Source organism: Streptomyces sp. NBC_01288, assembly GCF_035982055.1.
Lineage (GTDB): Bacteria > Actinomycetota > Actinomycetes > Streptomycetales > Streptomycetaceae > Streptomyces.
The window spans coordinates 7,557,261-7,583,558 of sequence record NZ_CP108427.1 but is presented as its reverse complement, the minus strand read 5'-3'; the positions used below and the strand labels follow the sequence as shown (position 1 = coordinate 7,583,558).

27 protein-coding genes and 1 pseudogene are annotated in these 26,298 nt (G+C 70.8%); 17 read left to right on the top strand and 11 right to left on the bottom strand.

The annotated features are described in order from the left end of the window. Positions 1-69 precede the first annotated feature (69 nt). Both OG194_RS47725 and OG194_RS34210 read left to right on the top strand, forming a co-directional pair. Positions 70-225 (top strand): annotated as a pseudogene (locus OG194_RS47725) (FAD-dependent oxidoreductase); the annotation flags it as partial. Positions 226-462: 237 nt separating this feature from the next. Continuing rightward, a complete protein-coding gene (locus OG194_RS34210) occupies positions 463-1,926 on the top strand; it encodes an FAD-dependent oxidoreductase (protein ID WP_442811817.1) in 1,464 nt (487 codons plus the stop codon). Positions 1,927-1,995: 69 nt separating this feature from the next. Here the strand turns inward: OG194_RS34210 and OG194_RS34205 are convergent, their stop codons facing one another. After that, positions 1,996-3,432, bottom strand: coding sequence for a regulator (locus tag OG194_RS34205; RefSeq protein ID WP_327404629.1), 1,437 nt, complete (start codon positions 3,430-3,432; stop codon positions 1,996-1,998). Between the two features lie 284 nt (positions 3,433-3,716). Between OG194_RS34205 and lipB the strand changes: the two genes are divergently transcribed. From lipB to OG194_RS34185, 4 genes are all read left to right on the top strand, one after another. Beyond that, positions 3,717-4,514 (top strand): lipoyl(octanoyl) transferase LipB, encoded by a 798-nt coding sequence (gene lipB, locus OG194_RS34200; RefSeq protein WP_327404628.1) that lies wholly within the window; start codon positions 3,717-3,719, stop codon positions 4,512-4,514. 105 nt (positions 4,515-4,619) lie between these two features. Then, a complete protein-coding gene (lipA, locus tag OG194_RS34195) occupies positions 4,620-5,585 on the top strand; it encodes a lipoyl synthase (protein ID WP_327404627.1) in 966 nt (321 codons plus the stop codon). A 262-nt stretch (positions 5,586-5,847) separates the two neighbouring features. Continuing rightward, positions 5,848-6,048: an SCO2195 family GlnR-regulated protein gene (locus tag OG194_RS34190; RefSeq protein ID WP_327404626.1), complete on the top strand. Its 201-nt coding sequence runs from the start codon at positions 5,848-5,850 to the stop codon at positions 6,046-6,048. Between the two features lie 60 nt (positions 6,049-6,108). Then, positions 6,109-6,816, top strand: coding sequence for a DUF4191 domain-containing protein (locus OG194_RS34185; protein WP_043682242.1), 708 nt, complete (start codon positions 6,109-6,111; stop codon positions 6,814-6,816). A gap of 81 nt (positions 6,817-6,897) precedes the next feature. Here OG194_RS34185 and OG194_RS34180 read toward each other — a convergent pair whose 3' ends face one another. From OG194_RS34180 to OG194_RS34170, 3 genes are all read right to left on the bottom strand, one after another. Continuing rightward, entirely contained in the window at positions 6,898-7,413 is a 516-nt protein-coding gene (locus OG194_RS34180; protein ID WP_327404625.1) for a flavin reductase family protein, read from the bottom strand. 465 nt (positions 7,414-7,878) lie between these two features. Continuing rightward, a complete protein-coding gene (locus tag OG194_RS34175) occupies positions 7,879-9,054 on the bottom strand; it encodes an acyl-CoA dehydrogenase family protein (protein ID WP_327404624.1) in 1,176 nt (391 codons plus the stop codon). Between the two features lie 221 nt (positions 9,055-9,275). Next, positions 9,276-9,746: an RDD family protein gene (locus OG194_RS34170; protein WP_327404623.1), complete on the bottom strand. Its 471-nt coding sequence runs from the start codon at positions 9,744-9,746 to the stop codon at positions 9,276-9,278. A gap of 198 nt (positions 9,747-9,944) precedes the next feature. Between OG194_RS34170 and glnA the strand changes: the two genes are divergently transcribed. From glnA to pspAB, 3 genes are all read left to right on the top strand, one after another. Continuing rightward, entirely contained in the window at positions 9,945-11,354 is a 1,410-nt protein-coding gene (gene glnA / locus OG194_RS34165) for a type I glutamate--ammonia ligase (protein ID WP_327404622.1), read from the top strand. Positions 11,355-11,779: 425 nt separating this feature from the next. Continuing rightward, positions 11,780-12,703, top strand: coding sequence for a zinc metalloprotease HtpX (gene htpX, locus OG194_RS34160; protein ID WP_327404621.1), 924 nt, complete (start codon positions 11,780-11,782; stop codon positions 12,701-12,703). A gap of 2 nt (positions 12,704-12,705) precedes the next feature. Continuing rightward, complete coding sequence (gene pspAB / locus OG194_RS34155; RefSeq protein WP_327404620.1) at positions 12,706-13,299, top strand: PspA-associated protein PspAB; 594 nt, start codon at positions 12,706-12,708, stop codon at positions 13,297-13,299. A 16-nt stretch (positions 13,300-13,315) separates the two neighbouring features. On the opposite strand, the gene OG194_RS34150 is transcribed toward pspAB, so the two are convergent. Together OG194_RS34150 and OG194_RS34145 are read right to left on the bottom strand one after the other, a co-directional pair. Continuing rightward, positions 13,316-13,621 (bottom strand): hypothetical protein, encoded by a 306-nt coding sequence (locus tag OG194_RS34150; protein ID WP_327404619.1) that lies wholly within the window; start codon positions 13,619-13,621, stop codon positions 13,316-13,318. A 229-nt stretch (positions 13,622-13,850) separates the two neighbouring features. Further along, a complete protein-coding gene (locus OG194_RS34145) occupies positions 13,851-15,191 on the bottom strand; it encodes a DUF2252 domain-containing protein (protein ID WP_327404618.1) in 1,341 nt (446 codons plus the stop codon). A 153-nt stretch (positions 15,192-15,344) separates the two neighbouring features. Here OG194_RS34145 and OG194_RS34140 point away from each other — a divergent pair, with 153 nt between their 5' ends. Continuing rightward, positions 15,345-16,529: a winged helix DNA-binding domain-containing protein gene (locus OG194_RS34140; RefSeq protein WP_327404617.1), complete on the top strand. Its 1,185-nt coding sequence runs from the start codon at positions 15,345-15,347 to the stop codon at positions 16,527-16,529. A gap of 750 nt (positions 16,530-17,279) precedes the next feature. On the opposite strand, the gene OG194_RS34135 is transcribed toward OG194_RS34140, so the two are convergent. The 4 genes from OG194_RS34135 to OG194_RS34120 form a co-directional block, all read right to left on the bottom strand. Continuing rightward, positions 17,280-17,594 (bottom strand): hypothetical protein, encoded by a 315-nt coding sequence (locus OG194_RS34135; RefSeq protein WP_033284269.1) that lies wholly within the window; start codon positions 17,592-17,594, stop codon positions 17,280-17,282. Between the two features lie 227 nt (positions 17,595-17,821). Further along, positions 17,822-18,241, bottom strand: a complete 420-nt coding sequence (locus OG194_RS34130; RefSeq protein ID WP_327404616.1) for an arsenate reductase ArsC — start codon at positions 18,239-18,241, stop codon at positions 17,822-17,824. A gap of 48 nt (positions 18,242-18,289) precedes the next feature. Further along, positions 18,290-19,108, bottom strand: a complete 819-nt coding sequence (locus OG194_RS34125) for an MIP/aquaporin family protein (protein WP_327404615.1) — start codon at positions 19,106-19,108, stop codon at positions 18,290-18,292. Beyond that, entirely contained in the window at positions 19,105-19,503 is a 399-nt protein-coding gene (locus tag OG194_RS34120; RefSeq protein WP_327404614.1) for an ArsR/SmtB family transcription factor, read from the bottom strand. The genes OG194_RS34125 and OG194_RS34120 overlap by 4 nt, the downstream gene beginning before the upstream one ends. 99 nt (positions 19,504-19,602) lie before the next feature. Between OG194_RS34120 and arsM the strand changes: the two genes are divergently transcribed. The 4 genes from arsM to OG194_RS34100 all read left to right on the top strand — a co-directional run bounded on the left by arsM (position 19,603) and on the right by OG194_RS34100 (position 22,674). Then, complete coding sequence (gene arsM / locus OG194_RS34115; protein ID WP_327404613.1) at positions 19,603-20,397, top strand: arsenite methyltransferase; 795 nt, start codon at positions 19,603-19,605, stop codon at positions 20,395-20,397. A gap of 10 nt (positions 20,398-20,407) precedes the next feature. Then, positions 20,408-20,800, top strand: a complete 393-nt coding sequence (locus tag OG194_RS34110) for an arsenate reductase family protein (RefSeq protein WP_327404612.1) — start codon at positions 20,408-20,410, stop codon at positions 20,798-20,800. Positions 20,801-20,889: 89 nt separating this feature from the next. Further along, on the top strand, positions 20,890-21,873 hold the full coding sequence (locus OG194_RS34105) for a proline iminopeptidase-family hydrolase (protein WP_327404611.1): 984 nt from the start codon (positions 20,890-20,892) through the stop codon (positions 21,871-21,873). 114 nt (positions 21,874-21,987) lie between these two features. Then, entirely contained in the window at positions 21,988-22,674 is a 687-nt protein-coding gene (locus OG194_RS34100) for a hypothetical protein (RefSeq protein WP_327404610.1), read from the top strand. Between the two features lie 4 nt (positions 22,675-22,678). On the opposite strand, the gene OG194_RS34095 is transcribed toward OG194_RS34100, so the two are convergent. After that, positions 22,679-23,485: an alpha/beta fold hydrolase gene (locus OG194_RS34095; RefSeq protein WP_327407308.1), complete on the bottom strand. Its 807-nt coding sequence runs from the start codon at positions 23,483-23,485 to the stop codon at positions 22,679-22,681. Between the two features lie 133 nt (positions 23,486-23,618). On the opposite strand from OG194_RS34095, the gene OG194_RS34090 reads away from it, so the two are divergent. The 3 genes from OG194_RS34090 to OG194_RS34080 all read left to right on the top strand — a co-directional run bounded on the left by OG194_RS34090 (position 23,619) and on the right by OG194_RS34080 (position 26,284). Further along, complete coding sequence (locus OG194_RS34090; RefSeq protein WP_327404609.1) at positions 23,619-24,077, top strand: MarR family winged helix-turn-helix transcriptional regulator; 459 nt, start codon at positions 23,619-23,621, stop codon at positions 24,075-24,077. Positions 24,078-24,333: 256 nt separating this feature from the next. Further along, positions 24,334-25,362: a glutamine synthetase gene (glnII, locus tag OG194_RS34085; protein WP_327404608.1), complete on the top strand. Its 1,029-nt coding sequence runs from the start codon at positions 24,334-24,336 to the stop codon at positions 25,360-25,362. 352 nt (positions 25,363-25,714) lie between these two features. Continuing rightward, positions 25,715-26,284: a winged helix-turn-helix domain-containing protein gene (locus tag OG194_RS34080; RefSeq protein WP_327404607.1), complete on the top strand. Its 570-nt coding sequence runs from the start codon at positions 25,715-25,717 to the stop codon at positions 26,282-26,284. The last annotated feature ends 14 nt before the right edge of the window (positions 26,285-26,298 follow it).

Sequence of the window (26,298 nt, the reverse complement as noted above, 5' to 3'; positions counted from 1 at the left end):
CTCGGGTATCCCTGGAGGCTGTTGGGGGCATGACGACTCCACCGGCCGCGCAACCTCTAGGAGGGGCACGTGCTTGAGCCCGCGTACCAGGCGGACGTCGTCGTCGTGGGAGCCGGGGTCGCCGGACTCGCCGCGGCGCATCGGCTGATCAGCGCAGGAGTAACGACCGCAGTCCTGGAGGCCGCCCCTTACGTGGGGGGCCGTATGTCGACCGAGAAGGTCGACGGGTTCCGGCTCGACCGGATCGGACAGTTCCTGTCCACCTCGTACCCCGAACTACGCCTGACCCCGGGCCTCGACGCCCTGGTGCTGCGCGCCTTCGCCCCGGGGGTCCTCCTCCACAGCGACGGCCGCCACCACCACGCGGGCACCCCGGCGCCCGGAGGGAGCGCACGGGGCGCATTCCACGCCGTACGCGCCCTGGCGAGCGCCCCTCGGGTGGGGGCGGTACGGAAGGGCCCTCTGTGGGGCGGGCCGGTGACACGGGGACGGCCCGGCTTCTCGTGGGGCGGCCCGGTCGCAAGGGGCCGCGGGGGCGCCTCCTGGGCCGCGGCGGCACCCGGGGGCGGCGCGAACACCACCCGGGACAGGGCGGTCACCGCCGGGAGCGGGGCGACACTCAGGAACCCGGCGGGAGTCTCCGAGGGCGGGGCGACATCCCGGGACCGAACAAACACCCCCACGCAAGAGCCCATCCCCGGGAACGGGACAGGATCCCCCGGCGGCGCCTCCGCGCCCGAGGACCGCACGGGAAGTTCCATGGGCGCCGTCGCCTCCAAGGGTCGGACCGCGCCCCTGGGCGGGCTGACCGGCGCATCCTGGGAGGCGCTCAAAACGCGGGCAGGCTCACCGCTCAGGGACCGTGCGGGAGCCTCCCGGAACCGGGCGGACTCCTCCTGGGGCGGACCCACGGTCAAGGATCGGGGTGCGGTCACCCCGGGTTCCCCGACCGTGCCCAGGCCCCGCTCCACCGCCCCCCTCGGCGGCCCCGTCGACCAGGCCCGGCTCGGCACCGCGCTGACGCGGCTCGCGGGCACGCCCGTCGAACGCCTGCTGTCCCGGCCCGAGTTGGCGGCCGGGCAGGCGCTCGCGGCACGCGGAGTACCCGCGCGGACCATCGACGGGTTCCTGCGCCCCCTGCTCGCCGCGCTGCTCTGCGACCCGGAGTTGACGACCTCCAGCCGCTGCGCGGACCTCGCGCTGCGGGCCTTCGCGGGCGGGCGGCTGTGTCTGCCGGAGGGGGGCGCGGAGATGCTGCCCGAGGTGCTCGCCGCCGCGCTGCCGCCGGGCACCGTGCACACCGGCGTGCGCGTGACGGCCGTATCGACGACATCGGTGACCACGGCCGAGCACGGCGAGATCCGTTGCCGGGCGGTCCTGGTCGCGACGGACGCGCGCGCGGCGGCCGAACTCCTGCCCGGCCTGCGCGTACCGGACTTCCACCCGGTGACGGTGGTCCACCACACGACCGACGACCCGCCCACGACCGGAGCCGCCCTCCTCCTGGACTCCGACCGCGGCGGCCCGGTCGCCCACACCGCGATCGTCAGCGAGGTCGACCCGAGCCGAGCCCCGGCCGGCCGCGCCCTCGTCTCCTCGACCGTCCTGGGCCCTCCCCCACCGGACGTCGACACCGCCGTACGCATGCACCTGTCGCGCCTCTACGGCACCTCGACCACCCGTTGGGAGACCCTCGCCGTCCACCACACCCCCACGGCGGTCCCCGTCATGCGCCCACCGCACGATCTACGGCGCCCCGTACGCCTGTTGGCCGGCCTGTACGTGTGCGGCGACCACCGGGACACGAGCACGGTTCAGGGGGCTCTGCACTCCGGCCACCGGGCATCGTCCGCGATCCTGGCGGACCTGGGCGCGGCGGCCTCGATGCACCGAGCAGACCCGATCCCGACAACACAGGCGGCCTGAATTCCCTCAGGGGCGCGGGGAACTGCGCGGCCGGCCACGACGGCGCCGCGCAGTCCCACCCACCCCAGCTCACCCGTACGCGGCGACCTTGTCGCGATACCCCCGAACCGGCGCCGCATCCTTGTACGGCTCAAGCCGCCGCTCAAAGTCCCGCACATACTCCACAGCCCGAACCGACCGCATCTCCGCCGCCTGCCCCGCCGCCTCAGCCCCCAACGCACACGCCTGATCAAGCTCCCCGAGCCCAAGCCGGGCGGAGGCAAGAACGACCCGGCAGAACAACCGACTTCGGGCAAACGCGGGCGCCCGCAACTGCAACGACCGCTCCGCATGCTGGGCAGCCGCCCGGAACTGCTGAAGATCCCGATGCGCGTGCCCGAACTCGTCGGCAAGCTGCGCCTCGTCGAAGAACCGCGCCCAGTAAGGCACTTCGTCCCCCGCCCGCGCCGTCTCAAGGGCGCGCTCGGCCCGCACCAGCGCAGACGTACACGCCCGCACCTCCCCCAGCACCCCGTGCGCCCGCGCCTCCACGGAGTGCAACAGCGCCTGCACGACAGGCGGCGCACTGGTCCCGACCCCCTGCTGGGCGACCCGCGCGAGCTGTACGGCCTCGCGCCCGTGCCCGAGGTAGACGGCCTGCCGACTCATGGTCATGAGCACGTAGGAGCCGTAGGCCCGGTCCCCCGCGGCCTGCGAGAGCCGCAGCGCCTGCACGAAGTACCGCTGCGCGAGCCCGTGCGCCGCGATGTCGTACGACGTCCAGCCCGCGAGCCGGGTGAGGTCGGCCGCCGCCGCGAACAGGCGCCGGCCGGTCTGCTCGCCGTAGGTGCCGCGCAGCATCGGCTCGGTCTCGTGCTCCAGGTAGCGCACGAGGGCCTGGCGGGCGTGGCCGCCGCCGTAGGCGTTGTCGAGGGTGCGGAAGAGTTCGCCGACCGAGCGGAGGGCGGAGATGTCGCCGCCGGTGACCTTCTGGCCGGGGCCGCGCTCGCCTTGGCCGCGCTGGCGGGGTACGGCGGGGCGGCCCTGCGGGGGCACGCGGTTGGCGGGTTCGGCGCGGCCCACACGGTCGTCGGCGCGGCCGATGAGCCAGTCCCGGCTGGGCACCACGAGCCCGGCCGGGGTGAAGGCGATCTTGCGGAGCTCGGCGTGGCTGCCGGAGTCCTTGCGCCACAGCCCGCTGACGATGTCGACGGCCTCCTCGGGGGTCGCGGCGAATTCGAGCCCGGCGTACACCGGCGCGCAGGCATCGAGCCCGAGGTCCTGGGCGGTGAGCCGGCGGCCGAGCCGGCGGGTGAAGACCTCGGCGATGAGGGCGGGCGTGGTGCCTCTGGGCTGCTGTCCGCGCAGCCACCGGGTGACGGATGTCTTGTCGTATCTGAGATCGAGTCCGTGCTCCAGACCGAGCTGGTCCACGCGACGGGCGAGACCTGCGTTGGAGAACCCCGCTTCTGCGATGAGCGCGGCGAGCTGACGGTTGGGAGTGCGCTGCGCGGGTCGTTCCGTCATCTGCGGTGCGGTCTCCTGCCTTTCGGGCCCCAGCAGGGGCCGATGCGGCCACTGCCTGCCCGGATTGCCTGTGAGCAGCCCTTTTGGCCTCGTGAACGGCGCGAATGTAGCGGAGCGTAAGCATCCCGTCGCACATTCCGACGTGCATTCATCCGATCGTGTGAGGATTGGTCGTAGGGCTGACGGTCCCGGCCGCCCGGTGGGCTGTCAGCGGTCGGTCGTACAGTGGCGTAGGCATGTTTCGTGCCTTACGACTCATAGGTGCTGCTGAGGAGGCGCTTGCCGTGGGTGAGTTGCGGTTCGTCCGGATGGGCTTCGGCGCGGAGGCCGTCGAGTACCAGGAGGCGTGGGACGAGCAGCGCCGGGTGCACGCGGCCCGCTTCGCGGACGAGGTCCCCGACACCGTGCTGCTCCTGGAGCACCCGCCGGTCTACACGGCCGGCCGCCGCACGCAGGACAACGAGCGCCCGCTGGACGGCACTCCGGTGATCGACGTGGACCGCGGCGGCAAGATCACCTGGCACGGCCCCGGCCAGCTCGTCGGCTACCCGATCCAGCAGCTGCCCCGCCCGGTGGACGTCGTCGCGCACGTACGACGGCTGGAGGAGGCGCTGATCCGGGTGTGCGCGGAGTTCGGCGTGGAGACCAGCCGGGTCGAGGGGCGCAGCGGGGTCTGGATCCTCGGCGACCCGGTCGATCAACGCCCGTCGATCGGCGGCCTGTCCCTCGACTTCGACCCCCGCCTGCAGGACGAGGAGTTCGACCCGCGGATGAACGGCCCGGAGTACGCCCCGTCGAACGCCGGCCAGCGCCGCGAGGACCGCAAGATCGCCGCGATCGGCATCCGCGTCGCCAAGGGCGTGACGATGCACGGCTTCGCCCTGAACGTGAACCCGGACAACCGCTGGTTCGACCGCATCATCCCGTGCGGGATCCGCGACGCGGGCGTCGCCTCCCTGGCCGCCGAGCTGGGCCGGGACGTGACGATCGGCGAGGTGCTGCCGGTGGTGGAACAGCATCTGAAGGACGTACTGGAGCACGCGGATCTGAAGCCCCGGGAGATCGAGAAGGCGACCGCCTGACCCGGGAATGTGACTTTCCGCTCTGAGGTTGGCCTCAAGGCGGGGGTCGGAAATCACGGGCGTACCCTGGTGTACGCCGAAGAATCGAAGCTACAGGGAGCCGATGTGTCCGCAGTCGCACCCGACGGACGCAAGATGCTGCGCCTGGAGGTCCGGAACGCCCAGACCCCCATCGAGCGCAAGCCCGAGTGGATCAAGACCCGGGCGAAAATGGGTCCCGAGTACACGAAGATGCAGGCGCTCGTGAAGAGCGAGGGTCTGCACACGGTCTGCCAGGAAGCCGGCTGCCCCAACATCTACGAGTGCTGGGAGGACCGCGAGGCGACCTTCCTCATCGGCGGCGACCAGTGCACGCGGCGCTGCGACTTCTGCCAGATCGACACCGGCAAGCCCGAGGCCCTGGACCGCGACGAACCGCGCCGGGTCGGCGAGTCCGTCGTCACCATGGACCTGAACTACGCCACGATCACCGGCGTCGCCCGCGACGACCTGGAGGACGGCGGAGCCTGGCTGTACGCCGAGACGGTCCGCCAGATCCACCAGCAGACGGAGTCCCGCGAGGCCGGCCGCACCAAGGTCGAACTCCTCGCCCCGGACTTCAACGCGGTCCCGGAGCAGCTCGCCGAGGTCTTCTCGTCCCGCCCCGAGGTCTTCGCGCACAACGTCGAGACGGTCCCCCGCATCTTCAAGCGCATCCGCCCCGGCTTCCGCTACGACCGCTCGCTCAAGGTCATCACCGAGGCCCGCGACTACGGCCTGGTCACCAAGTCGAACCTGATCCTCGGCATGGGCGAGACTCGCGAGGAGGTCAGCGAGGCGCTGCGCCAACTGCACGAGGCGGGCTGCGAGTTGGTCACCATCACGCAGTACCTGCGGCCGTCCGTACGGCACCACCCCGTGGAGCGCTGGGTGAAGCCGCACGAGTTCGTCGAGCTGAAGGAGGAGGCCGACCAGATCGGCTTCTCCGGTGTCATGTCCGGCCCGCTGGTGCGCTCTTCGTACCGCGCCGGGCGCCTGTACCAGATGGCGATCGAGAAGCGCGGCGCGTACGTGGCCTCGCAGGCGGTGTGACCCCGCCTCACCCCAGCCCGCCTACGGCTGTGTGAATTCGCGCACAAGTGGCTACTCGCGGGTAGCACCACGCTACGACGCGGTCCTGACCGTCCTCCCAGTTGAGGGCGTCCATCAGGGCCGTGTCAGCGTTTGGGCCCCGCGCATCAAGGCTTCATTGGCGTTTGACCGGTCGGTCACGCCCTGGTAACACCAAACAGTGACACTGGGTTTACAGCACGTAGACCCATACCCAGAGCCGTTCCGAGGGGGGACCTCCACGATGCAGGCCGCGCCCGTCCGTGCCACCGCCATCCCGTCCGTCACCGACGCCCTGCGCGCGGTCGAGTCGCTGCTGCTGAGCAGCGGCCAGCGCACCGCCCGCCGCAACGCCTGGACCTCCGTCCTGGAGGACCGCCGCCGCGCCAAGGACCGGGTCGAGGCACAGCTCGTCATCGAGCAGGCCCTGATCTCGCACTCCTGAATCCCCACCCTGCGGGCACCACCGTCGTCGGCGCTCCCGCGGGCACGTAGACTTCCCCGCATGGCGAGGAAGGACACGACAGCGGAAAACGCTGCGAACCCCGGGCGACTCAAGCAGATCGCTCTGACGTACAAGATGACGCGCAAGGCCGACAAGACGATCGGTCTTGTACTCGCGGCTGTCGGAATTGCCACCTTCGGTGTCTTCCTCGCGATCGGCTTCTTGCTCGGTCACCCCATCTATCTGGGCATTCTCGGCCTGCTGCTCGCCTTCCTCGCGGCGGCGATCGTCTTCGGACGACGCGCCGAGCGGGCGGCCTTCGGGCAGATGGAGGGCCAGCCGGGCGCGGCCGCGGCGGTACTGGACAACATCGGCCGGGGCTGGACGACGACTCCGGCGGTGGCGATGAACCGCAGCCAGGACGTGGTGCACCGCGCGGTCGGCAAGGCCGGCATCGTCCTGGTCGCCGAGGGCAACCCGAACCGGGTGAAGTCCCTCCTGGCCGCCGAGAAGAAGAAGATGAACCGCATCGTCGCGGACGTCCCGGTGCACGACGTGATGGTCGGCACGGGCGAGGGTCAGATCCCGCTGAAGAAGGTCCGCACGACGATGCTGAAGCTCCCACGCGTCCTGACCGGCCCGCAGGTGACGGCGACCAACGACCGCCTGCGCGCGATGGGCGACCTGATGAGCAACATGCCACTGCCAAAGGGCCCGATGCCGAAGGGCATGAAGCTGCCCAAGGGCGGCGGCGGCAAGGCCCGCTGAGCCCCCGTACACACGGTTTCTACGACGGAGGGGGCGCCCGGATCTGATCCGGGCGCCCCCTCCGTCGTAAGCCGATCCCGGTCAGGCCAAGGTCCTGAACCCCCGGTCGTAATACACCATCGGGGACCCCTCCCCCAGTCGCACGCCCGTCACCCGGCCGATCAGGACCGTATGGTCCCCGGCCGGGTGACGTGCGTGGGCGGTGCAGTCCAGTTCGGACAGCGCGCGGTCGACCGTGGGCAGGCCGTCGGGGCTGGTGCGCAGGCCGCCGGAGGCGAACTTGTCGCTGCCCTTGGTCGCGAAGCGCACGGCGAGCGGCCGGTGGTCCGGGGCGAGCACGCTCACGGCGAACCGGTCGCAGTGCCCGAACGACGGCGCCGAGTCGGCGGAGTTCGCCAGACAGACCAGAACCATCGGCGGCTCCAGCGAGACCGAGCAGAAGGAACTGGCGGTGAAGCCGCGCGGGGTTCCGTCCTCGCAGCACGTGGTGACGACCACGACACCGGAGGGGAAGCGGGCCATCGCGGCCCGGAACTCCTCGGGCACCACAGCCGCTCGTTCTCGTACTTCTTCGAGTACTTCCTGACGCTCCGGCATGACGGTGCACCACCTGTCGGGCCTCACGGAGACCACCGCGGGTTCAGCAGCCTCGGGCCAGCCTCGGACGCGGCTCACCGACAGTGATCGGGACCGCCATCCGGGTCCAGATCGACTATGCGGGCAGGGCCTCGGACCGGCAACCGGGGCGGGGGCGGGGGCGGGGGAACGGATCGGCGCACCGGCAGCCTAGGTAGGGGCCGAGATCGGAGCCCGGCCGAGGCCGGGATTCCGACCGAGACCGGCGCACCGGCAACCAGCCGGGGCCAGCCCGGGGTCGGAGTCGCGCCGGGGCCAGCGCCCTGCCGGGACCGGAGCCAGCCCGTGGGCAGAGACAGCCCGGGATCGGAGCCACGCCCAGGCCAACGCCCAGGCCAACGCCCAGGCCAACGCCGGAGCCGGCCCGAGAACGGAGCCAACCCGACGCCAAAGCCAAGCCCGAACCAGAGCCGTGCCAGAGCCCGATCAGCGCACCGCGCCCACCCCCCGCTCGTCCCCCGACATCGCCCACGCCCCGTAAGCCGCCCCGGTCGTCTCGAAGGACAGGGCGACATGCGACGCGGCGCAGTTCACGTCGCGCCAGAAACGCTGGACCGGGTCGGACGACGACTGGCCGGATGTGCCGCCGGCGCGGAAGACGCGGTCCACCGCCGAGACCAACAGCTCCACCGCCAGCGCCAGGTCACGGGCGCCCCGGACCGCGACCTCGCCGCCCGGTGGGCATTCCTGCGTGCCGTCCGCGACCGCCGCCGTACGCAGGATCAGGAGTTCGGCGGCGTCCACCTCGGCGGCCGAGCGGGCCAGCGCGACCTGGGTCGAGGGCTTCTCGCCCACGGCCTGCCCGCGGCGGTCGACGCGTGCACCGGTCCGCGCGATCCAGGCCCGCAACGCGCCCCGGGCCGCGCCGACCAGCGGGGCGGCGAACGGCAGGGCGTTCACGGCGTGCATCGGGACGATGTGGCAGCGGGCGTCCGAGGCGGGAGCCTGGCCCGCGTGCACCACCGAGCGGGCCAGGGTGCGGTGTTCCGGTACGAAGACGTCGGACAGGAGCAGGGTGTCGCTGCCGGTTCCACGCATTCCCACGGTGAACCAGCTGTCCTCGATCGAGAAGTCCGCCCGCGGCACGGCGAAGAACCGCACCTCGGGCCGCGCCTCGGGGTCCACCGGTCCCTCCGCGGGTACCGCCGCGCAGGCCAGTGCCCAGTCGGCGAAGTGCACCCCGCTGATGTACTTCCACTCACCGCTCAGCCGCCAGCCGCCGGCCACGGGCTCCGCCTTGCCGGACGGCATGAGCGCGCCGGCCAGCAGGGCATCCGGGCCGTCCGCCCAGATCTCCGCCTGACCCTCGGCGGGGAGGAACGCCGCGTACCGCCCGGCGTACGCGGCCAGCGAGGCGGCCCAGGAGGCGGAGGTGCAGCCCTCGCCCACCAGGCCGACCGCAGCGGTCAGTTCGGAGAAACCACCGGCCTCGCCGCCATGGGCCACCGGTACGAAGTGCCGCGCGAAACCGGCGTCCAGCACCGCCCGGACCACCTGCGGCGAGAGTCGCCGCGCGGTCTCCGCCTCGTCCGTGTGCCGGGCCGCGATCTCGGCGACCCCCGGCGCCCGGGTCACGATCGTCGACTTGTCGCCTTGCGGCATCCTGGCCACCACCTCCGTCGGGAACAGGGAGTGTCCCCGGCCGGACCCGCCCTCGACCGCACCCCGGGCCGAGACCACCCGACCGGCACGGAAAAGAGGCACCGGCACAGCAGAAGGGGGCGCCCAGATCGCTCCGGGCGCCCCCTTGGCCGTACGACCACTGCTTCCTCAGTCGTACGACTACTGCTACTGCTACTGCTTCCTTCTAGATCCGTACCTCGCTAGATCCGTACCTCGACCGTGCGCGCGAACCGGTCGTGCAGCCCGCGCCCGTCCCGGTCCCAGATCAGGGCCGGGATCGCGATGCACAGGAGGGCGGTGCGGAGCAGGATGCGGAGGGGGTTGGGGCGGCCGGAGTCGAGGGCGTACACGCGGAGGCCGAAGAGGCGCTTGCCCGGGGTGAAGCCGATCGTGCCGACCGTGAGGGCGCTCAGGACGAAGAAGACGAGGAGGGCCCAGTTGCCGGTCGCGCCCGGCTTGTAGCCGTGGGTGAGCAGGCCGTATGCGATCAACAGGCACAGGGCCCAGTCGACGGCGAGGGCGCCGAGGCGGCGGCCCGGGCGGGCGATCGAGCCGGGGCCGTGCTCGGGCAGACCGAGCTGCTCGCCGCGGTAGCCGAAGTCGACACCTGCTCGTTCCGCGGCCTCGCGGGGCCCGGAGAGCCATGAGCCGATTGCATCCCTGTTGTCCACCCGTCCACGGTACTGCCCGCGTTCTGCCATGCGGACAGGAGGGGCCAGCGGGCCCAAGACCGGTTAACTTGGGCGAAACAAATGGGTCACGCTGGAGAAATCCCCCGTCCCTAAGGTCGGGTCCAGCGTGTGCCACCGCACTGGCCGCACGAACGAACTACCACCCCGGCACGGACGGTCGGGAGTAGGAGGAGCTGGATGTTCCAGAACGCCGACGAGGCCAAGAAGTTCATCGCGGACGAGGACGTCAAGTTCGTCGACGTCCGATTCTGCGATCTGCCGGGTGTGATGCAGCACTTCACGCTGCCGGCGACGGCCTTCGACCCGGACGAGGAACTCGCCTTCGACGGCTCCTCGATCCGCGGCTTCCAGGCCATCCACGAGTCCGACATGGCGCTCCGCGCCGACCTGTCGACCGCGCGCGTGGACCCCTTCCGCCGCGACAAGACGGTCAACATCAACTTCTTCATCCACGACCCGATCACGGGCGAGCAGTACTCCCGTGACCCGCGCAACGTGGCGAAGAAGGCGGAGGCGTACCTCGCCTCGACCGGTATCGCGGACACCGCGTACTTCGGTCCCGAGGCCGAGTTCTACGTCTTCGACAGCGTGCGCTTCGACACCAAGGCGAACGAGTCCTTCTACCACATCGACTCCGAGGCGGGCGCCTGGAACACCGGTGCGGTCGAGGACAACCGCGGTTACAAGGTCCGCTACAAGGGTGGCTACTTCCCGACCCCGCCGGTCGACCACTTCGCCGACCTGCGTGCGGAGATCTCCCTGGAGCTGGCCGCGTCCGGCCTCCAGGTCGAGCGCCAGCACCACGAGGTGGGCACCGCCGGCCAGGCCGAGATCAACTACAAGTTCAACACGCTGCTCGCCGCGGCCGACGACCTCCAGCTCTTCAAGTACATCGTGAAGAACGTGGCCTGGCGCAACGGCAAGACCGCGACCTTCATGCCGAAGCCGATCTTCGGTGACAACGGCTCGGGCATGCACGTCCACTCGTCGCTGTGGGCGGGCGGCACCCCGCTCTTCTACGACGAGGCCGGCTACGCGGGTCTGTCGGACATGGCCCGCTACTACATCGGCGGCATCCTCAAGCACGCCCCGTCGCTGCTCGCGTTCACCAACCCGACGGTGAACTCGTACCACCGCCTGGTGCCGGGCTTCGAGGCGCCGGTCAACCTGGTGTACTCGCAGCGCAACCGCTCCGCCGCGATGCGCATCCCGATCACGGGCTCCAACCCGAAGGCCAAGCGCGTCGAGTTCCGCGCGCCCGACTCCTCCGGCAACCCGTACCTCGCCTTCTCCGCGCTCCTCCTGGCGGGCCTGGACGGCATCAAGAACAAGATCGAGCCGGCCGAGCCGATCGACAAGGACCTCTACGAGCTGGCCCCCGAGGAGCACGCGGGCGTCGCCCAGGTCCCGACCTCCCTCCCGGCCGTCCTCGACCGCCTTGAGGCCGACCACGAGTTCCTCCTCGCGGGCGACGTCTTCACGTCCGACCTGATCGAGACGTGGATCGACTTCAAGCGCACGAACGAGATCGCACCGCTCCAGCTGCGCCCGCACCCGCACGAGTTCGAGCTGTACTTCGACGTGTGATCCAACCGATCGAACCGATCGTCGGGTGCCCCCGTCTCTCTTCGGAGAGGCGGGGGCACCGTCGTACGCGGACTGGTTCACGCAGACTGTTCTCCGGGCATCGACGGTCGTTGTGCCGGGGAGTGTCGTCGGGGTCATCGTGTTGTTGGGGTACGTCAACTTCCGGGCGCCGTACTAGAGCTGGACGCAGGAGGGAGGGCTCGCCGAGCCTCGGTTCGCGATCGCCCTGTGTCATCACGACGGGCGGTATGTGTTGACGCGGCGGATACGGGAGGCCGGGCTTCCCGGCCGACCTGCGTCCTCGTGCGCTCATCGGATTCTCAGGGACCTTTTGCTCCGCCTAGGGCCGATCGGGACCACTTCATGGGAAGGGGCGGGTGCACACTGGGCGGTGGGACGAGTGCCTGACTGCGGGGTGATGGCAGATGCAGAGCCGCTTCCGGAGCGACCGGCGGTTGACCATACGTATGGGTCTGACGCTGTTCCTGCTCGGGCTGTTGTACGTGGCGTTCGTGGCCGCGCTGATCGTGTTGCTGAAGTCCTGGGTGCTGGTCGTGGTGCTGGCGGGCGGGCTGCTCGTCGCGCAGTACTGGTTCTCCGACCGGATCGCGCTGTACGCGATGCACGGGCGGATCGTGGAGCGGGAGGAGTATCCCGAGCTGCACGGTGTGATCGACCGGCTGTGTGCCGTCGCCGATATGCCGAAACCTGTCGTCGCCGTTTCCGACATCGACATGCCCAACGCCTTCGCCACCGGGCGGAACGCCGACCACGCCGTCGTCTGCGTGACCACCGGTCTGCTACGGCGGCTGGAGCCGGCCGAGCTGGAGGGTGTGCTCGCGCACGAGCTGTCGCACGTGGCGCACAAGGACGTGGCCGTGATCACGGTGGCGTCGTTCCTCGGGGTGCTCGCCGGGCTCATGGTGCGGTTCGCGTTCTACTCGCAGATCTTCCGGGGGCGCAAGGACCAGAACACGCTGGCCGTGTTCGCGGGGATCATGGGGATCTCGGCGGCCGTGTACGCGATCAGCTTCCTGCTGATCAGGGCGCTGTCCCGGTACCGCGAGCTGGCGGCGGACCGCGCGGCGGCCCTGCTCACCGGCAAGCCCTCGGCGCTGGCGTCCGCGCTCACCAAGGTCGACGGCGACATCGCCCGCATCCCGACCAAGGACCTGCGGACCGCGCAGGCCTTCAACGCCTTCTACTTCAGCCCGGCGAACGGCGCCGAGCCCGGTATCTCGCGGTTCTTCTCGACCCACCCGAGCCTGGAGCAGCGGCTCGACCAACTGGGGCGGATCTCCGCCGAGTTGGGTGAGGCGGCGGTGCCCGGTATCGGGAAGGCGGACTGAGGATGGGGTTGCTGGACATCCTGCTCGGCCGTACGAAACCGGTCGCTCCCGATCTCGACCAGCTGTTCGCGCTGCCCTCGGCGGCGGTGACGCTGGAGGCGGCGGCCGGGTTCCGGGCGACCGGGCGCGGTGCGGTGTGCTTCGCGACGGTGGAGGGCGGGGCGTTCGAGCAGACGCACCGGGAGGTCCAGGCGCTGCTCGACGCGGACGCCGAACGCACAGGGCCGCCCGTGGAGTTGACCCAGGATGCCTACGGCTACTCGTGGCTGGTCTCGCGCCGGACGCCCGATCAGTTGTCGTCGCTGGTGAACGATCTGCACGCGGTGAACAGCGCGATGGAGGTCAACGGCTTCGGGCCTCAACTCCTGTGCTCGCTCGCCGGGTTCGAAGACGGAGGGGCCGACGGGGGCCGACGACTGGCGCTGGTCTATCTGTACAAGCGCGGGACGTTCTTCCCGTTCGCGCCGCTGGCCGGTGACGGTCAGCGGCGCGACAGCGCGTTGGAACTCCAGGTCAAGTCGATGCTCGGCAACGACCTGCGGATCGAGCAGGACCTGAGCCGGTGGTTCCCGGTGTGGGGCGCCCCCGGGTTGTGACGGGCGCCCCGGTCTCCTACTTGCTCTTCTGACGGGCCTGCCGACGGGACTCCAGAGGGCGCTCGCGCTGATAACGGCGCTCCCACTTGGCCTGCTTGTCACGGCGGTCGCGGTACGCGCGGTAGCTCGACGGGGTGCTTCCCGAGGAGGAACCGCCGCCCGACGCGGACGACGTGGACGAGGTCGATGAGGTGGACGACGTCGAGTCCCTGCCGTACCGCACGTAGAGGAAGAGCACGGCGACGGCGGCGAGCCACCAGACGTGGTTTCCGAATCCTAGGACGACCAGGACGACGGTCCCGGAAAGAACGATGGTGCCCATGACGGGCCTCCGTGGGCGTGGGTGTGGTGATGTCCGAGCGGTACGAACACTGTCCCGACAGGGCGCTGGGGTGGGCGGCCGACCGTCGGTGGGTTGGGTGCGAACGAGACTAGCGCCGACTCCGCAGGGTGACGCCTGCCCTGCGTGAAACGGTGGTGACCTGCTCCGCAATACCTCTCCAGCGTAGGGAGTCGGTCACTCGGTGTGCATCTTCTTTTTCTACGGGCGGTCAGACGCCCGGTGCCGCCGTGATCACGCCTGCCGCCACGGCCGCGCCTAGGCTCGCGTGGTCGGCGGTCGTCTGGCCGGCGTAGGACAGGGCGAAGTCCGCCACGGCTCGTTCGAAGGTGTCGGTGCTGCCCAGGTAGGCGGCGATGGCGATGCGATCGCCGGAGCGGGCGTGGGCCCGGGCGAGGGCGTTGCCGCAGAGGCGGGCGTAGGCCGTGAGGGCCCGCGGGCCCATGCCGACGACGTCTGCGGAGCCCTTCATGTCGCGGAGCTGGCGCCAGTAGAAGGCGCGGCCCTGCGGGCCCGTCATCCAGCCGAGGAAGATGTCGCTGGCCGCCTGGAGGAGGCGCTGGCCCGCCACGACCCGGTGGCCGGGGTGGACGTAGGGGCCGTTCGGCAGGTGCTCCTCCAGTACGGACTTCCGCGCCTCCTTGATCTGGAGGAACAGCGGGTCGTCCTGGTCGCGGCCGGCGAGCAGCACGACGAAGCAGCGGGTGCCCACGCTGCCGACACCGACGACCTTGCGGGCGGCGTCGACGAAGCGGTAGCGGTCCAGGAGCAGGCGGCGTTCCTCGGAGAGCGTGGAGCGGTAGTCGCTGAAGATCTTGCGCAGGGAGGCCATGTCGGCGGCGCCGGCCGGTTCCAGGAGGGGCGGGTCGTGGACGATACGGCGGCGGCCGTCGACGGTCTCGGTCAGTTTGCCCACGGCGTGCAGGCTGGTGCGGCGGCGGGCCCGGGTGAGGCTGGACTCCACCTGGCGGCGGTGGCGGCCGGCGCGGACCAGCGGCAGCAGGCTGTCGGCGTCGATCCGCTCGTACCAGACGGCCAGTTCGCCCTTGCGGGCCAGACCGCGAAGAGCCGTACGGTACGCGGCTGTCGCCTCCAGCGCGGCGCGGTGGGCCTTGGTGTCGCTGTGGCCGTTCTCGCGGGCGGCGACGGCCACGCTCGCGGCGAGACGCTTGACGTCCCACTCGAAGGGGCCCGGGAACGTCTCGTCGAAGTCGTTGAGGTCGAAGAGCAGGGCGCGTTCCGGGGAGGCGTACAGGCCGAAGTTGAGGAGGTGGGCGTCGCCGCAGAGCTGGACGGTGAGGCCGGTGTGCGGTTGGGACGCCAGGTCCGTCGCCATCACGGCGGCGGAGCCGCGCAGGAAGGCGAAGGGGGAGGCGGCCATGCGGCCGTACCGGATCGGGAGGAGTTCGGGGAGTCTGTCCCGGCCCTGTCGTTCGAGTACGGCGACGGGGTCCGGGCGGTCCACGGCGGGGATCCAGCCGGCGTGGGCGGAACGGGCAACGCGTTTGCGCGCGGCGCGGCCCCGCTCCGCTCGGTCGGCCGGGGTGGTCATGTGCCGTGTCTTTGCATGCCGCCGCCTTCTGGGATGGCACCGCCTGTTGCTACGCAGTGAAACCGGGTCGGGGTGGGGGTGCATTTCGGGGACGTCGATCGGGTGAACGTTTACTGTCGGTCGAGAAGTGGACGTCTTCGAGGCGAGGTCGAGATGAGTCGCACCCCCCGTCACATCACCACCCCCGAGCGCCGAGCCCGCCTCGCCCTCCGCCACCGCCTCGCCGCGTCCACGCACGCCGCGACCCCCGAGGCCGTCGCCGACTCCCTCGTCGCCCTGCACGGCACGGACCCCGCGACGGTGTACCTGGCGGTGGGCGCCCGCCTCGCCGACCCCTCCCTCACCGTCCCGGAGACCACCCGCGCCCTGTACGAGGACCGCACCCTGCTCCGTATGCACGGCATGCGCCACACGGTGTTCGTGTTCCCCACCGACCTGACCGCCGTGGTGCACGCCTCGACGGGACTTGCCGTCGCCGCGCGTGAACGGGCCTCCCTGCTCAAGGACATGGCGAAGGCGGGGGCACCGGACGCGGCCTGGCTGAAGGAGGTCGAGGCCGCGCTGCTGGCCGCGCTGGCCGAACGCGGGCAGGCTACGGCGGCCGAACTCGCCCAGGACGAACCGAGGTTGAGGGAACAGTTCGTGTACGCGGCCGGGAAGAACTACGAGGGCGTCCACACGGTCTCGACCCGCCTGCTGAGGGTGCTGGGCGTGGAGGGAAAGGTCGTACGGGGACGGCCGTTGGGCTCGTGGACATCGAACCAGTTCCGCTGGGCGGTGGCGCCGGAACACCCCGAGCTGGATGTCGCCGAGGCCCAGGCCGCACTCCTCGACCGCTGGCTCACGGCCTGCGGCCCCGCCACCGAGGCCGACCTGAAGTGGTGGACGGGCTGGCGGGTGACGGACGTCCGCCGGGCCCTGACGACGATCGGCGCGGAGCCGGTGTCCCTGGACGAGGGAACGGGATACGTCGCCGCGGGCGACCTGGCCCCGCTCGCGGGTCCCTCCGAGCCGTGGGCGGCCCTGCTCCCCGGACTCGATCCGACGGCGATGGGCTGGCAACAGCGGGACTGGTACCTGGCACCGGAGTTGCGCCCCGCACTGTTCGACGGGAGCGGCAATGTTGGGCCGACGGTGTGGTGGGACGGGCGGGTGGTGGGGGGTTGGGCACAGCGGCCGGACGGGGAGATCGCGTGGCGGATCCTCGACGGGGAGGGAGTTGGCCGGGAGGGGGAGGCTGCGATCGGGGTGGCGGCGGAGCGCTTGCGGGGGTGGGTGGGGGTTACTCGGGTGACGCCTCGGTTTCGGACGCCGGTGGAGCGGGGGTTGTTGGGGTAGGGGGTGGCTTTGGTGGGGTGGGGGTGGTGGCGTAGGAAGAACGGGGTTCGGTGGGGCGGGAGTTGGCGGGGTTGGAACGGGCTTCGGTGACCCGGGAAACTGTGGCGCCGGAACGGGCCTCGGTGGGGCGGGAGTTGGCGAGGTAGGAACGGGCTTCGGTGACCCGGGAATCGGTTACGCAAGAGCGCGTCTCGGGGGGCGGCGCGGGAATCGGCGGCGCAGGAACGGGTCTCGGCGGGCCGGGAGTCAGTGGCGTAGGAGAGCAGGCCCCGGCGGCGCGGGAGTCGGTCGCGCAGGAACAGGCCCCGGCGGAGTGCAAGTTGGCGGCGCAAGAACAGGCCCCAGTGAGCCGGAAATCGGTGACGTAGGAGCAGGTTCCGGTGGGCCGGAAATCGGTGACACGGGAACAGGCCCCGGCAGAGCAGGAGTTGGTCGCGCAAGGGCTCATGTTCAGTCGGCCCGGAGTAGGCCTTTTTGCGCGGCGGGCGGAGTCATCGAGCCCGTCCGGCGTTTGTGGACAAGACCGGGCCAGCCCGAGCCCGCCCACCCCCTGAGGGCGACGCTCGAAGAGGCCGCATCTTTCAGCGCAGGCCGGCACGATCCAGCCCGTCCGGCGCTTGAGCCAGCCCGTCCGGCGTTTGAGGACGAGGCCGTTCAGGCCGAAGCGGGGGTTCGGGGGCGGCAGCCCCTGATGGCGCGAGCGCCGACGCCGGGCGCCCCGAAAAACGCAGGGCACCCGGCGCCACCCGCTCAGCGCGAGTACCGCATCAGTGCCCGGACCATGTGACACGTCGTGTCGGACGGCGCGTGGACGCCGATCAGTTCCGCGGTGCTGCGGATCGTCTCGTTGCGGGCCTGGTTCGGGACGTACACGCCCGAGTCGAGCAGGGCGATGGCCAGCCGCATCGCCTTGAGGCGGCGGTTGTGCGTGACGTACCAGTCCCGCGGGCGCCCGGGCGGCAGCGGGCGCTTCTCCACCGGCACGTAGGGCAGGTCGAGTTGGACGGAACGCTTCGCGGTGGACTGGGTCGGCAACGGCTTCGGCTTCAGTGCGGCAGCGGGCACGGACATCCTCCTGTCGCGGTCAGGGCGCCGTCCGGACCCCCCGGCGACACCCTCGAACACTGCTCCTAGTTTACTGCCCGCCACTGACAACCGGCGAACCCCGACATCCCACCAAATCCCCAGGTGGGAAAGGATATTGCCACCGTGTCACGCAAGCTCCGGGAGGTATCCGTGAGGCGACACCAAATTCGAACAGAGCGCTCCGCCCCAGGGGTACGATCCGGCCGTCAGACGGCCAGTACGTCCGAGTCCGAGATCAGCCCCCGCACATACCCTTCGATCGCGTCCCGGATCGGCCGTACCGCCTCGACGCCCTGCCCGGCGGGATCGTCGAGCCGCCAGTCGAGATAGGTCCTGCCGGGAAACACCGGGCAGGTGTCACCGCACCCCATGGTGATCACCACGTCGGACGCCTGTACGGCCTCGACGGTGAGGATCTTCGGGGTCTCCGCCGCGATGTCGATGCCGACCTCGGCCATCGCCTCGACGACCGCGGGGTTCACCTGGTCGGCGGGGGCCGATCCGGCGGAACGGACCTCGACCCGGCCGCCCGCGAGGTGGGTGAGGAAGGCGGCGGCCATCTGCGAGCGGCCGGCGTTGTGGACACAGACGAACAGGACGGACGGGCGCGGGACGGTCGAAGACACAGGGAGAGTCCTTGTCGGCGGAGGGCGGCCAGGTCAGGTCAGGTCAGGTCAGGTCAGGGCTGACTCCGCCTCACCACGCGGTTCCGATCCCGGTACCGGTTCCGATCCCGATCCCGATCCCGGTACCGGTACCGGTACCGGTACCGGGATCGGGATCGGGATCGGAACCGCGGCCGTGTCACCGACCGGTGCGGCACGGCCGTAGAGCAGCACCGCAACGGTCAATCCGAGCGCCGCGCCCACCAGTTGGGCCGCGATGAACGGGAGGACGGACGCGGGGGCGATCCCGGCGAAGGTGTCGGAGAAGGCGCGGCCGACGGTCACCGCGGGGTTCGCGAACGAGGTGGAGGACGTGAACCAGTAGGCCGCGCCGATGTAGGAGGCGACGGCGGCCGGTGCGAGATGGGAGCGGCCGGTGCGTTCCAGTCCGAGGACGAGGAGGATCAGCCCGGCCGTGGCGACGACCTCGCCCAGCCACAGGTGCCCGGCGAAACGGTCGTGCGTGGAGAACCTCAGCAGCGGCTTCGCGAACATCGCGTCGGCCACGACCGCGCCGCCGATCGCCCCGGCCACCTGCGCGGGCACGTACGCGGCGACATCACGCAGGGACGGTCCGGTACCGGTACGGCGGCCCGCGCACCAGGCCGCCAGGGTGACGGCCGGGTTGAGGTGCGCGCCGGAGACCGGACCGAGCAGGGTGATCAGCACGGCCAGGCCGAACACGGTGGCGAGGGAGTTGGCGAGCAGCCGTAGGCCGGTGTCGTGGGTCAACTCGGTGGCCTGGATGCCGGAGCCGACCACGACGGCGACCAGCAGACCGGTCCCGAGCGCCTCGGCGGCGGCACGACGGCCGAGGGAGGTACTCACGCCGGCGTCGCGGCGGTCCGCGGGGTGACCAGGAAGTCGGCCAGGCGGTCCAGTGCCTCGGGCAGCGCCCAGTAGTACACCCACGTACCGCGGCGCTCGCAGTCGATCAGTCCGGCCTGGCGCAGCAGCTTGAGGTGGTGGGAGATCGTCGGCTGGGCCAGGTCGAAGGCGGGGGTCAGCTCGCACACGCACACCTCACCGCTCCGGCCGCCCTCGCCGCCCTGGCCCTGCGAGGCGATCATCGACAGCAGCCGTAGGCGGACCGGGTCCCCAAGTGCCTTGAAGACCTTGGCCAGTTCTGTCGCGCGTGCGTCGTCCAGCGGTGCGGACGCCACTCCGCCGCAGCAGGACCCGGCCGCGCCCTGGCCGATCACCTCAAGCTCTTGTTTCGACATCCTTCTATATTGACATCCTTCAATCCAGGGCGCAACGTTGCATCGAAGAACATCAATGCAGGACATCAATGCAGCATCAACACAGGAGGCAGAGCAGACATGAGCGAGCACTCCACCGACCTGCGCGAAGCCGTCCGCCGGCGCTACGCCGCCGCAGCGGTACAGGTCACCGAGGGCGGCACCGGCTGTTGCGGGCCGCAGCCGGCCGAGACCGACGACAGCTTCGGCGGCGACGACATCTTCGGTTCCGCCCTCTACTCCGCCGACGAACGCGGCACCCTGCCCGCCGAGGCCGTGGCCGCCTCCCTGGGCTGCGGGAACCCCACCGCCGTCGCCGAGCTCCGGGAGGGCGACCGCGTCCTCGACCTCGGCTCGGGCGGCGGCATCGACGTCCTGCTCTCCGCGCGCCGCGTGGGCCCCACCGGCCGGGCGTACGGCCTCGACATGACCGACGAGATGCTCCGGCTCGCCCTGGCCAACGCCGAGAAGGCGGGTGCGGCCAACGTCGAGTTCCTCAAGGGCACCATCGAGGCGATCCCCCTCCCGGCGGACACCGTCGACGTCGTGATCTCCAACTGCGTGATCAACCTGTCCGTCGACAAGCCGGCCGTCTTCGCCGAGACCTTCCGGGTCCTGAAGTCCGGCGGGCGTCTGGGCGTCTCGGACGTCGTCGCCGACGACAGCCTCACCGCCGGGCAGCGCGCCGAACGCGGCGACCACGTCGGCTGCGTCGCCGGGGCCCTGTCCTTCGCGGAGTACCGGGAAGGCCTCGAAGCGGCCGGGTTCACGGACGTCTCGATCACGCCCACCCACCCCGTCGCGGACGGCATGCACTCCGCCCTCGTCCGCGCCACGAAGCCGCTCACCGGGCCGGACCGGGCGTCTCTCGCCTAACGTGAACGCCATGGAGATCTGGATCAACCCGGCCTGTTCCAAGTGCCGTAGTGCCGTGAGTCTGCTCGACGCCGAAGGGGCCGAGTACACCGTCCGGCGCTATCTGGAGGACGTGCCGAGCGAGGGCGAGATCAGGGACGTACTGGAGCGGCTCGGGCTCGAACCGTGGGACATCACGCGTACGCAGGAGGCCGTGGCGAAGGAGCTGGGGCTCAAGTCGTGGGCGCGGGACGCGAGTTCGCGGGAGCGGTGGGTGGCGGCGATGGCCGCGCATCCGAAGCTGATCCAGCGGCCGATCATCACGGCGGAGGACGGTACGGCGGTGGTGGCCCGCAGTGACGAGGCCGTACGGGACGCGCTGTCGCGGCGGTCGGGACCGGGGGCGGGGTCGGACTCCGCGTAGGTCAAGTGGCCGATGTCCGTTCGTTTCGGCGTGATAGAGGGTTGCCTCGGCATCTTCAAGTCTCGTACGAGAGCGGAGAGTTCCCCCCGATGATCAACCGTCGCAGCGTTCTCAGGTCGACCGGCGCCCTCACCGCCGGCGGCTTCGTGCCCGTCCTCGCCCCGGGGCGGGGCGGACCCGGTGGCGCGTCCCGACTCCGGCCCGGTGAGCGGTATGTCGGCGTGCCCGGTGGCCGGGTCTGGGTGAACGTCGTCGGGCACGGGTCGCGGCCGCCGCTGCTGGTGCTGCACGGCGGGCCGGGGGCCGGGCACGACTATCTGGAGTCCCTGGGCGACCTGGCCGTGGACCGGTCGGTCGTGTTCTACGACCAACTGGGGTGCGGGCGTTCGGAGAAGCCGGACAACCCCGCGCTCTGGGTGGTCGACCGGTTCGTCGCCGAAGTGGAGGCGGTCCGGCGGGCGTTGGGGCTGCGGCGGTTCCACCTGTACGGGCACTCGTGGGGCGGCTGGCTCGCCATCGAGTACCTGTTGCGTCAGCCGCGCGAGGTGAGCGCGGTCGTGCTGGCCAGTACGGGGTCGAGCGCGCCCCAATTCGTCACCGGCACAAGGGAGTTGCGCACGCAGCTGCCGGCCGACGTGCAGCGCGTCCTCGACGAGTACGAGGCGAAGGGCGACTACACGGCACCGGAGTATCTCGACGCGGTGAACGTCTTCTACGCGAACTTCTTCTGCCGTCTCGACCCGTACCCCGAGGCCCTGTTGCGCAGCGCCGCGAACGTCGACGGCAACCAGGTGTACGCCACGATGAACGGTCCGAACGAGTTCGTGATGACCGGCAACCTCGCTTCCTGGGACCGGACTTCGAAGCTGCGCCGGATCAGGAAGCCCGTACTGCTGACGCGCGGGCGCTACGACGAGTTCGCCGTGGAGTGCACGGACACGCTGGAGCAGGGGCTTCCCTTCACCGAGCGGGTCGAGTTCCCGCACAGCGCGCACATGGCGATGTGGGAGGACCGGGAGGCGTACATGCGCACCCTCGGGTCGTTCCTGTCCGACTGGGACGGGGTGCGCTGAGCCTCAACCCCCTTGTGACGCACGTCACTTATGTGACTCCTGTGTCCACTGAGTTACATCGTTCGGCATCCCGTACATAGCGGCGTACGCTCCCCTACCCCACAGGAGACGCGCATGTCGCGCAGGAGAACTGCCAGTACGAAGAAGAAGCTGGCGCTGCTGGTCACCGCCGCCGCGGTCGCGGGCGGCGGGGCCTTCGCCCTGGCCACCACCTCGAACGCGTCGCAGTCGACAGCGCAGAACGCCAAGACGCTGTCGGCCGCGAACTCGACGGTCTGCCAGGGGCTCGCCACCGCGCTCGGCAACAACCAGAAGTTCATCGACGGTCAACGCGCCGCGCCCGACGCCCAGTCGAGCGCGCGGATCGCCAACCGCGAGGCGGTCATCGCGCAGATCAAGGTGCAGCAGAAGGCGTCGGGTTGCGCGGTTGGGGAGTCGGCTCAGGACTCCCAGGTCGCGCAGCCGGCGCAGTCGGCGCCCGCGGGTTCCAAGACCACTCCGGCCGCGACCCCGCCGGCGGCGGGCAACAACGGTGGCGGCAACGCCGCCGCGGGCAGCCAGGTGTGCAACGGCTCGACCGTCACGCTCTCCGGCGAGGCCGGTGCGCCCGCCGCGTCGAGCAACCAGTTCCCGGCGGGTACGACGCTGAAGGTCACCAACCTGGACAACAACAAGTCCACGACGGTGAAGGTGACTTCGGTCTCCGGCAGCTGTGTCCTGCTGAACAACGCCGCGTTCGAACAGGTCCGTGAGCCCGGCAAGTTCCTCATCCGCCGCGCTCTGATCCAGAAGGTGGGGTGACGCTTCAAGGTCCGAGAAAACCGGTGAGGTGACGGCCCAGTCGCTCCGGCGCGGCATGCGGCAGCGCGTGATGCGAGACGTCCGGGAGGATGTCCGTCTCGACGCGCGGCAGCAGACCGCCCGCCCGGGCCGCCACCAGGTGAGTGTCATGGGTCCTGCTGCTTCCGGCCAGAAGCAGCAGGACCGACGCGTTCAGCCCGCGCAGCGCCTCGGGCGCCGGGCGGGGACCGGTCACCGGTCTCACGGACGGGAACCCCGCGCCCGCCTCCTGGAGGCGGAGCCAGTCGGGGTCCAGCGGCACTCCCCCGGTCTCCCACTCCAGGAACGCGCGGACTCGGCGCGGAGTGGGCCGTAGCAGCATCGGCAGTGCGTGCAGCAGGTACGCCGTCTCGAACCCGGCGAAGCACTGGGTCGGGTCGAGGAGGAACAGACGGCGTACCCGGGCGGGCGCGCGCAGTGCGTAGTGCAGCGCGATCCAGCCGCCGTACGAATGGCCGCCGAGGTCCACGACCGGCGCCCCCAGCCCGTCGAGCACCGCGTCCAGCCAGACCGCCAGATCGGCCACCGTGCGCGGCCGCCGGCCGACCACCGGAACGCTGCGGCCCGGGGCGCCGATCAGGTCCATGGCGTAGAGGCGGTGGGTGCGGGCGAGTCGGTCGGCCTGGGCGTACCAGGACGCCGAGGTCGCTCCCCCGCCGCCCGGCAGCAGCACGAGCGGGCGCCCGTCGGCGGGCCCGCACACATTGACGTACGTCTCCCCGAACGGCGTCGGGACGGTCACCGCCTCCCGGTCCTCGGGCCACTTCGCCATGACCTTGTCGTAGGCGGCCCCGAAGCGCTCGGGGTCGTACGTACTCCGTGTTCCTGTTCCCACGGTCGGCCACCTCCCCTATTATCTCGCTGAGCGAGATACTCGGTGAGCGAGATGATAGCCGGAGGCGGCCGTGCGGAACCAGAAGGCGGACCCCGGGCCGGAGCTGGAGATCGTGCATCTCCTGCGGGCCGTCGCGGTCGAACTCGGCCTGCACAGCGCCCGGTTCGCGAACCAGAACGGTATGCACCCGACAGACGTGCGCGCCCTGATCGCCCTCATGGACGCGGACCGGGCCGGCGAGGAGATGACGGCCGGGCGGCTCGGCGGCGCGCTCGGGCTCAACTCGGCGGGGACCACCGCCCTGGTCGACCGACTGGAACGCGCCGGGCACGTGCGGCGGGTGCGGAGCGAGGGGGACCGGCGCAGGGTCGTCGTCGAAGTGGACCAGCGGGCGGTCGCACTCGGGCAGGCCTTCTTCGGTCCGCTCATCGGGAGTGCCGTAGAACTGCTCCGCGGGTACGACGACCGGGAGCGGGCCGCGATCCGCAGCTTCCTGGACCGGGTCCGCGAGGCCGCCGCCGAGGGCTAACCCCATCGCATACGAGCCGTACGGCGCCCCCCGTCTGCGACTGCGAACAGCGGGTTCACAGCGGTCTCCCGGCGTGCCGTGCGCAGCGCACGTGAACCGCGACACAGCGCCACCAGGTAACACGGGGTTCACACTTGGGCAATGATCGGGAAATCGCATGTTGACAGGCTGCCCGGCATGAATCGTGGCGCCCCAGTGCCGCTGCGCCGCAGCACCGCGAGTGCGACCGAAAGACCCACCCCGAAGGATGTGGCCCGTGACCTTCAAGGCTGAGTACATCTGGATCGACGGCACCCAGCCGACGGCCAAGCTCCGTTCCAAGACGAAGATTCTGGCGGATGACGCCAAGGGCGCGGAGCTGCCGATCTGGGGCTTCGACGGGTCGTCCACGAACCAGGCCGAGGGGCACTCCTCGGACCGCGTGCTCAAGCCGGTCGCCAGCTTCCCGGACCCGATCCGCGGCGGCGACGACATCCTCGTCATGTGCGAGGTCCTTGAGATCGACATGACGCCGCACGAGTCCAACACGCGTGCCGCGCTCGCCGAGGTCTCGGCCAAGTTCGCCGCTCAGGAGCCGATCTTCGGCATCGAGCAGGAGTACACCTTCTTCGACGGCGCCCGTCCGCTGGGCTTCCCCGAGGGCGGCTTCCCGGCGCCCCAGGGCGGCTACTACTGCGGCGTCGGCGCCGACGAGATCTTCGGCCGCGAGATCGTCGAGGCCCACCTGGACAACTGCCTCAAGGCCGGTCTCGCGATCTCCGGCATCAACGCCGAGGTCATGCCCGGCCAGTGGGAGTTCCAGGTCGGCCCGGTCTCCCCGCTGGAGGTCTCCGACCACCTGTGGATCGCCCGCTGGCTGCTCTACCGCACCGCCGAGGACTTCGGCATCTCCGCGACCCTCGACCCCAAGCCGGTCAAGGGCGACTGGAACGGCGCGGGCGCGCACACCAACTTCTCCACCAAGGCGATGCGCGAGGGCTACGACGCGATCATCACCGCGTGCGAGTCCCTCGGCGAGGGTTCCAAGCCCCTCGACCACGTCAAGTACTACGGCGCCGGCATCGACGACCGCCTGACGGGCCTGCACGAGACCGCCCCGTGGAACGAGTACTCCTACGGCGTCTCCAACCGCGGCGCCTCGGTCCGTATCCCGTGGCAGGTCGAGAAGGACGGCAAGGGCTACATCGAGGACCGCCGTCCGAACGCCAACGTGGACCCGTACCTCGTGACGCGCCTCATCGTCGACACCTGCTGCTCCGCACTGGAGAAGGCCGGCCAGGTCTGATCCGCACCCCGCTTCCCCGAAGAGGCGTCCACCGTCGTGGTGGGCGCCTCTTCGCGTTGCCGACTGCCGCGTTCTCGTGTCAAGGAAGCGTCCAAGCTGTGAGAGGAGGGTCCTGTTGCGGGCGTGTGTCTGCTTCAATGGGCGCATGGGCAACTACCAGAAGTGCGGAGCGACGGGTCGCCATGACCTTGAGCCCTTCTGGCCTTCCCGTCAGCACCATGACTTCGACCGGGTGTGTTGTCGCGCGATGAACGCGCCGGCCCTCTAAAGCCGAAACACCCTCGGCCTCCGGCCTGCGCGACTCGACGTACGTCCCCTCGACGAACCTCTCGCGCGAAAGAGCTGACTTCTCATGGCGATCATCCGTTCTCTCCCCGCTCTTCCCTCCACCACGCTCGACACCCCCGCTCCGAACGCTCCACGGCACCATCTGCGCGCCGTGGACCGGGACGAGGTGATCGACGTCGCGGAGTTCCTGCCGCCGGGCGCCACCTGGCTGCCCGCGCCTCCGCACACGCTGCCCACGCTGCCGGGGCAGCCGCCGATGGTCGGGTACCTCGTCCTCATCCCGGCCGACAGCCCGCACCTCACCCGGACCGAGCCGGTCCCGGCTCTCCCCGCCGAGGCCGAACCCCTCGTCCGCATCGACACCGTGCAGCGCACCGCGCAGCTGAACGGCGCGGAACTCGACCTGACGTACCTGGAGTTCGAACTCCTCGCGCATCTCGTCGCGCACCCGAACCGGGTCCACACGCGGGACCAGCTCGTCACCACGGTGTGGGGGTACGGGCATGTGGGCGACGGTCGTACCGTCGACGTCCACATCGCCCGGCTGCGCCGCAAGCTCGGTGTCGAGCACCGGAAGGCGATCCAGACGGTGCGGCGGGTCGGGTACAAGTACACGCCGCCGACAGCTCGTTGATCATCGGCGGTTCG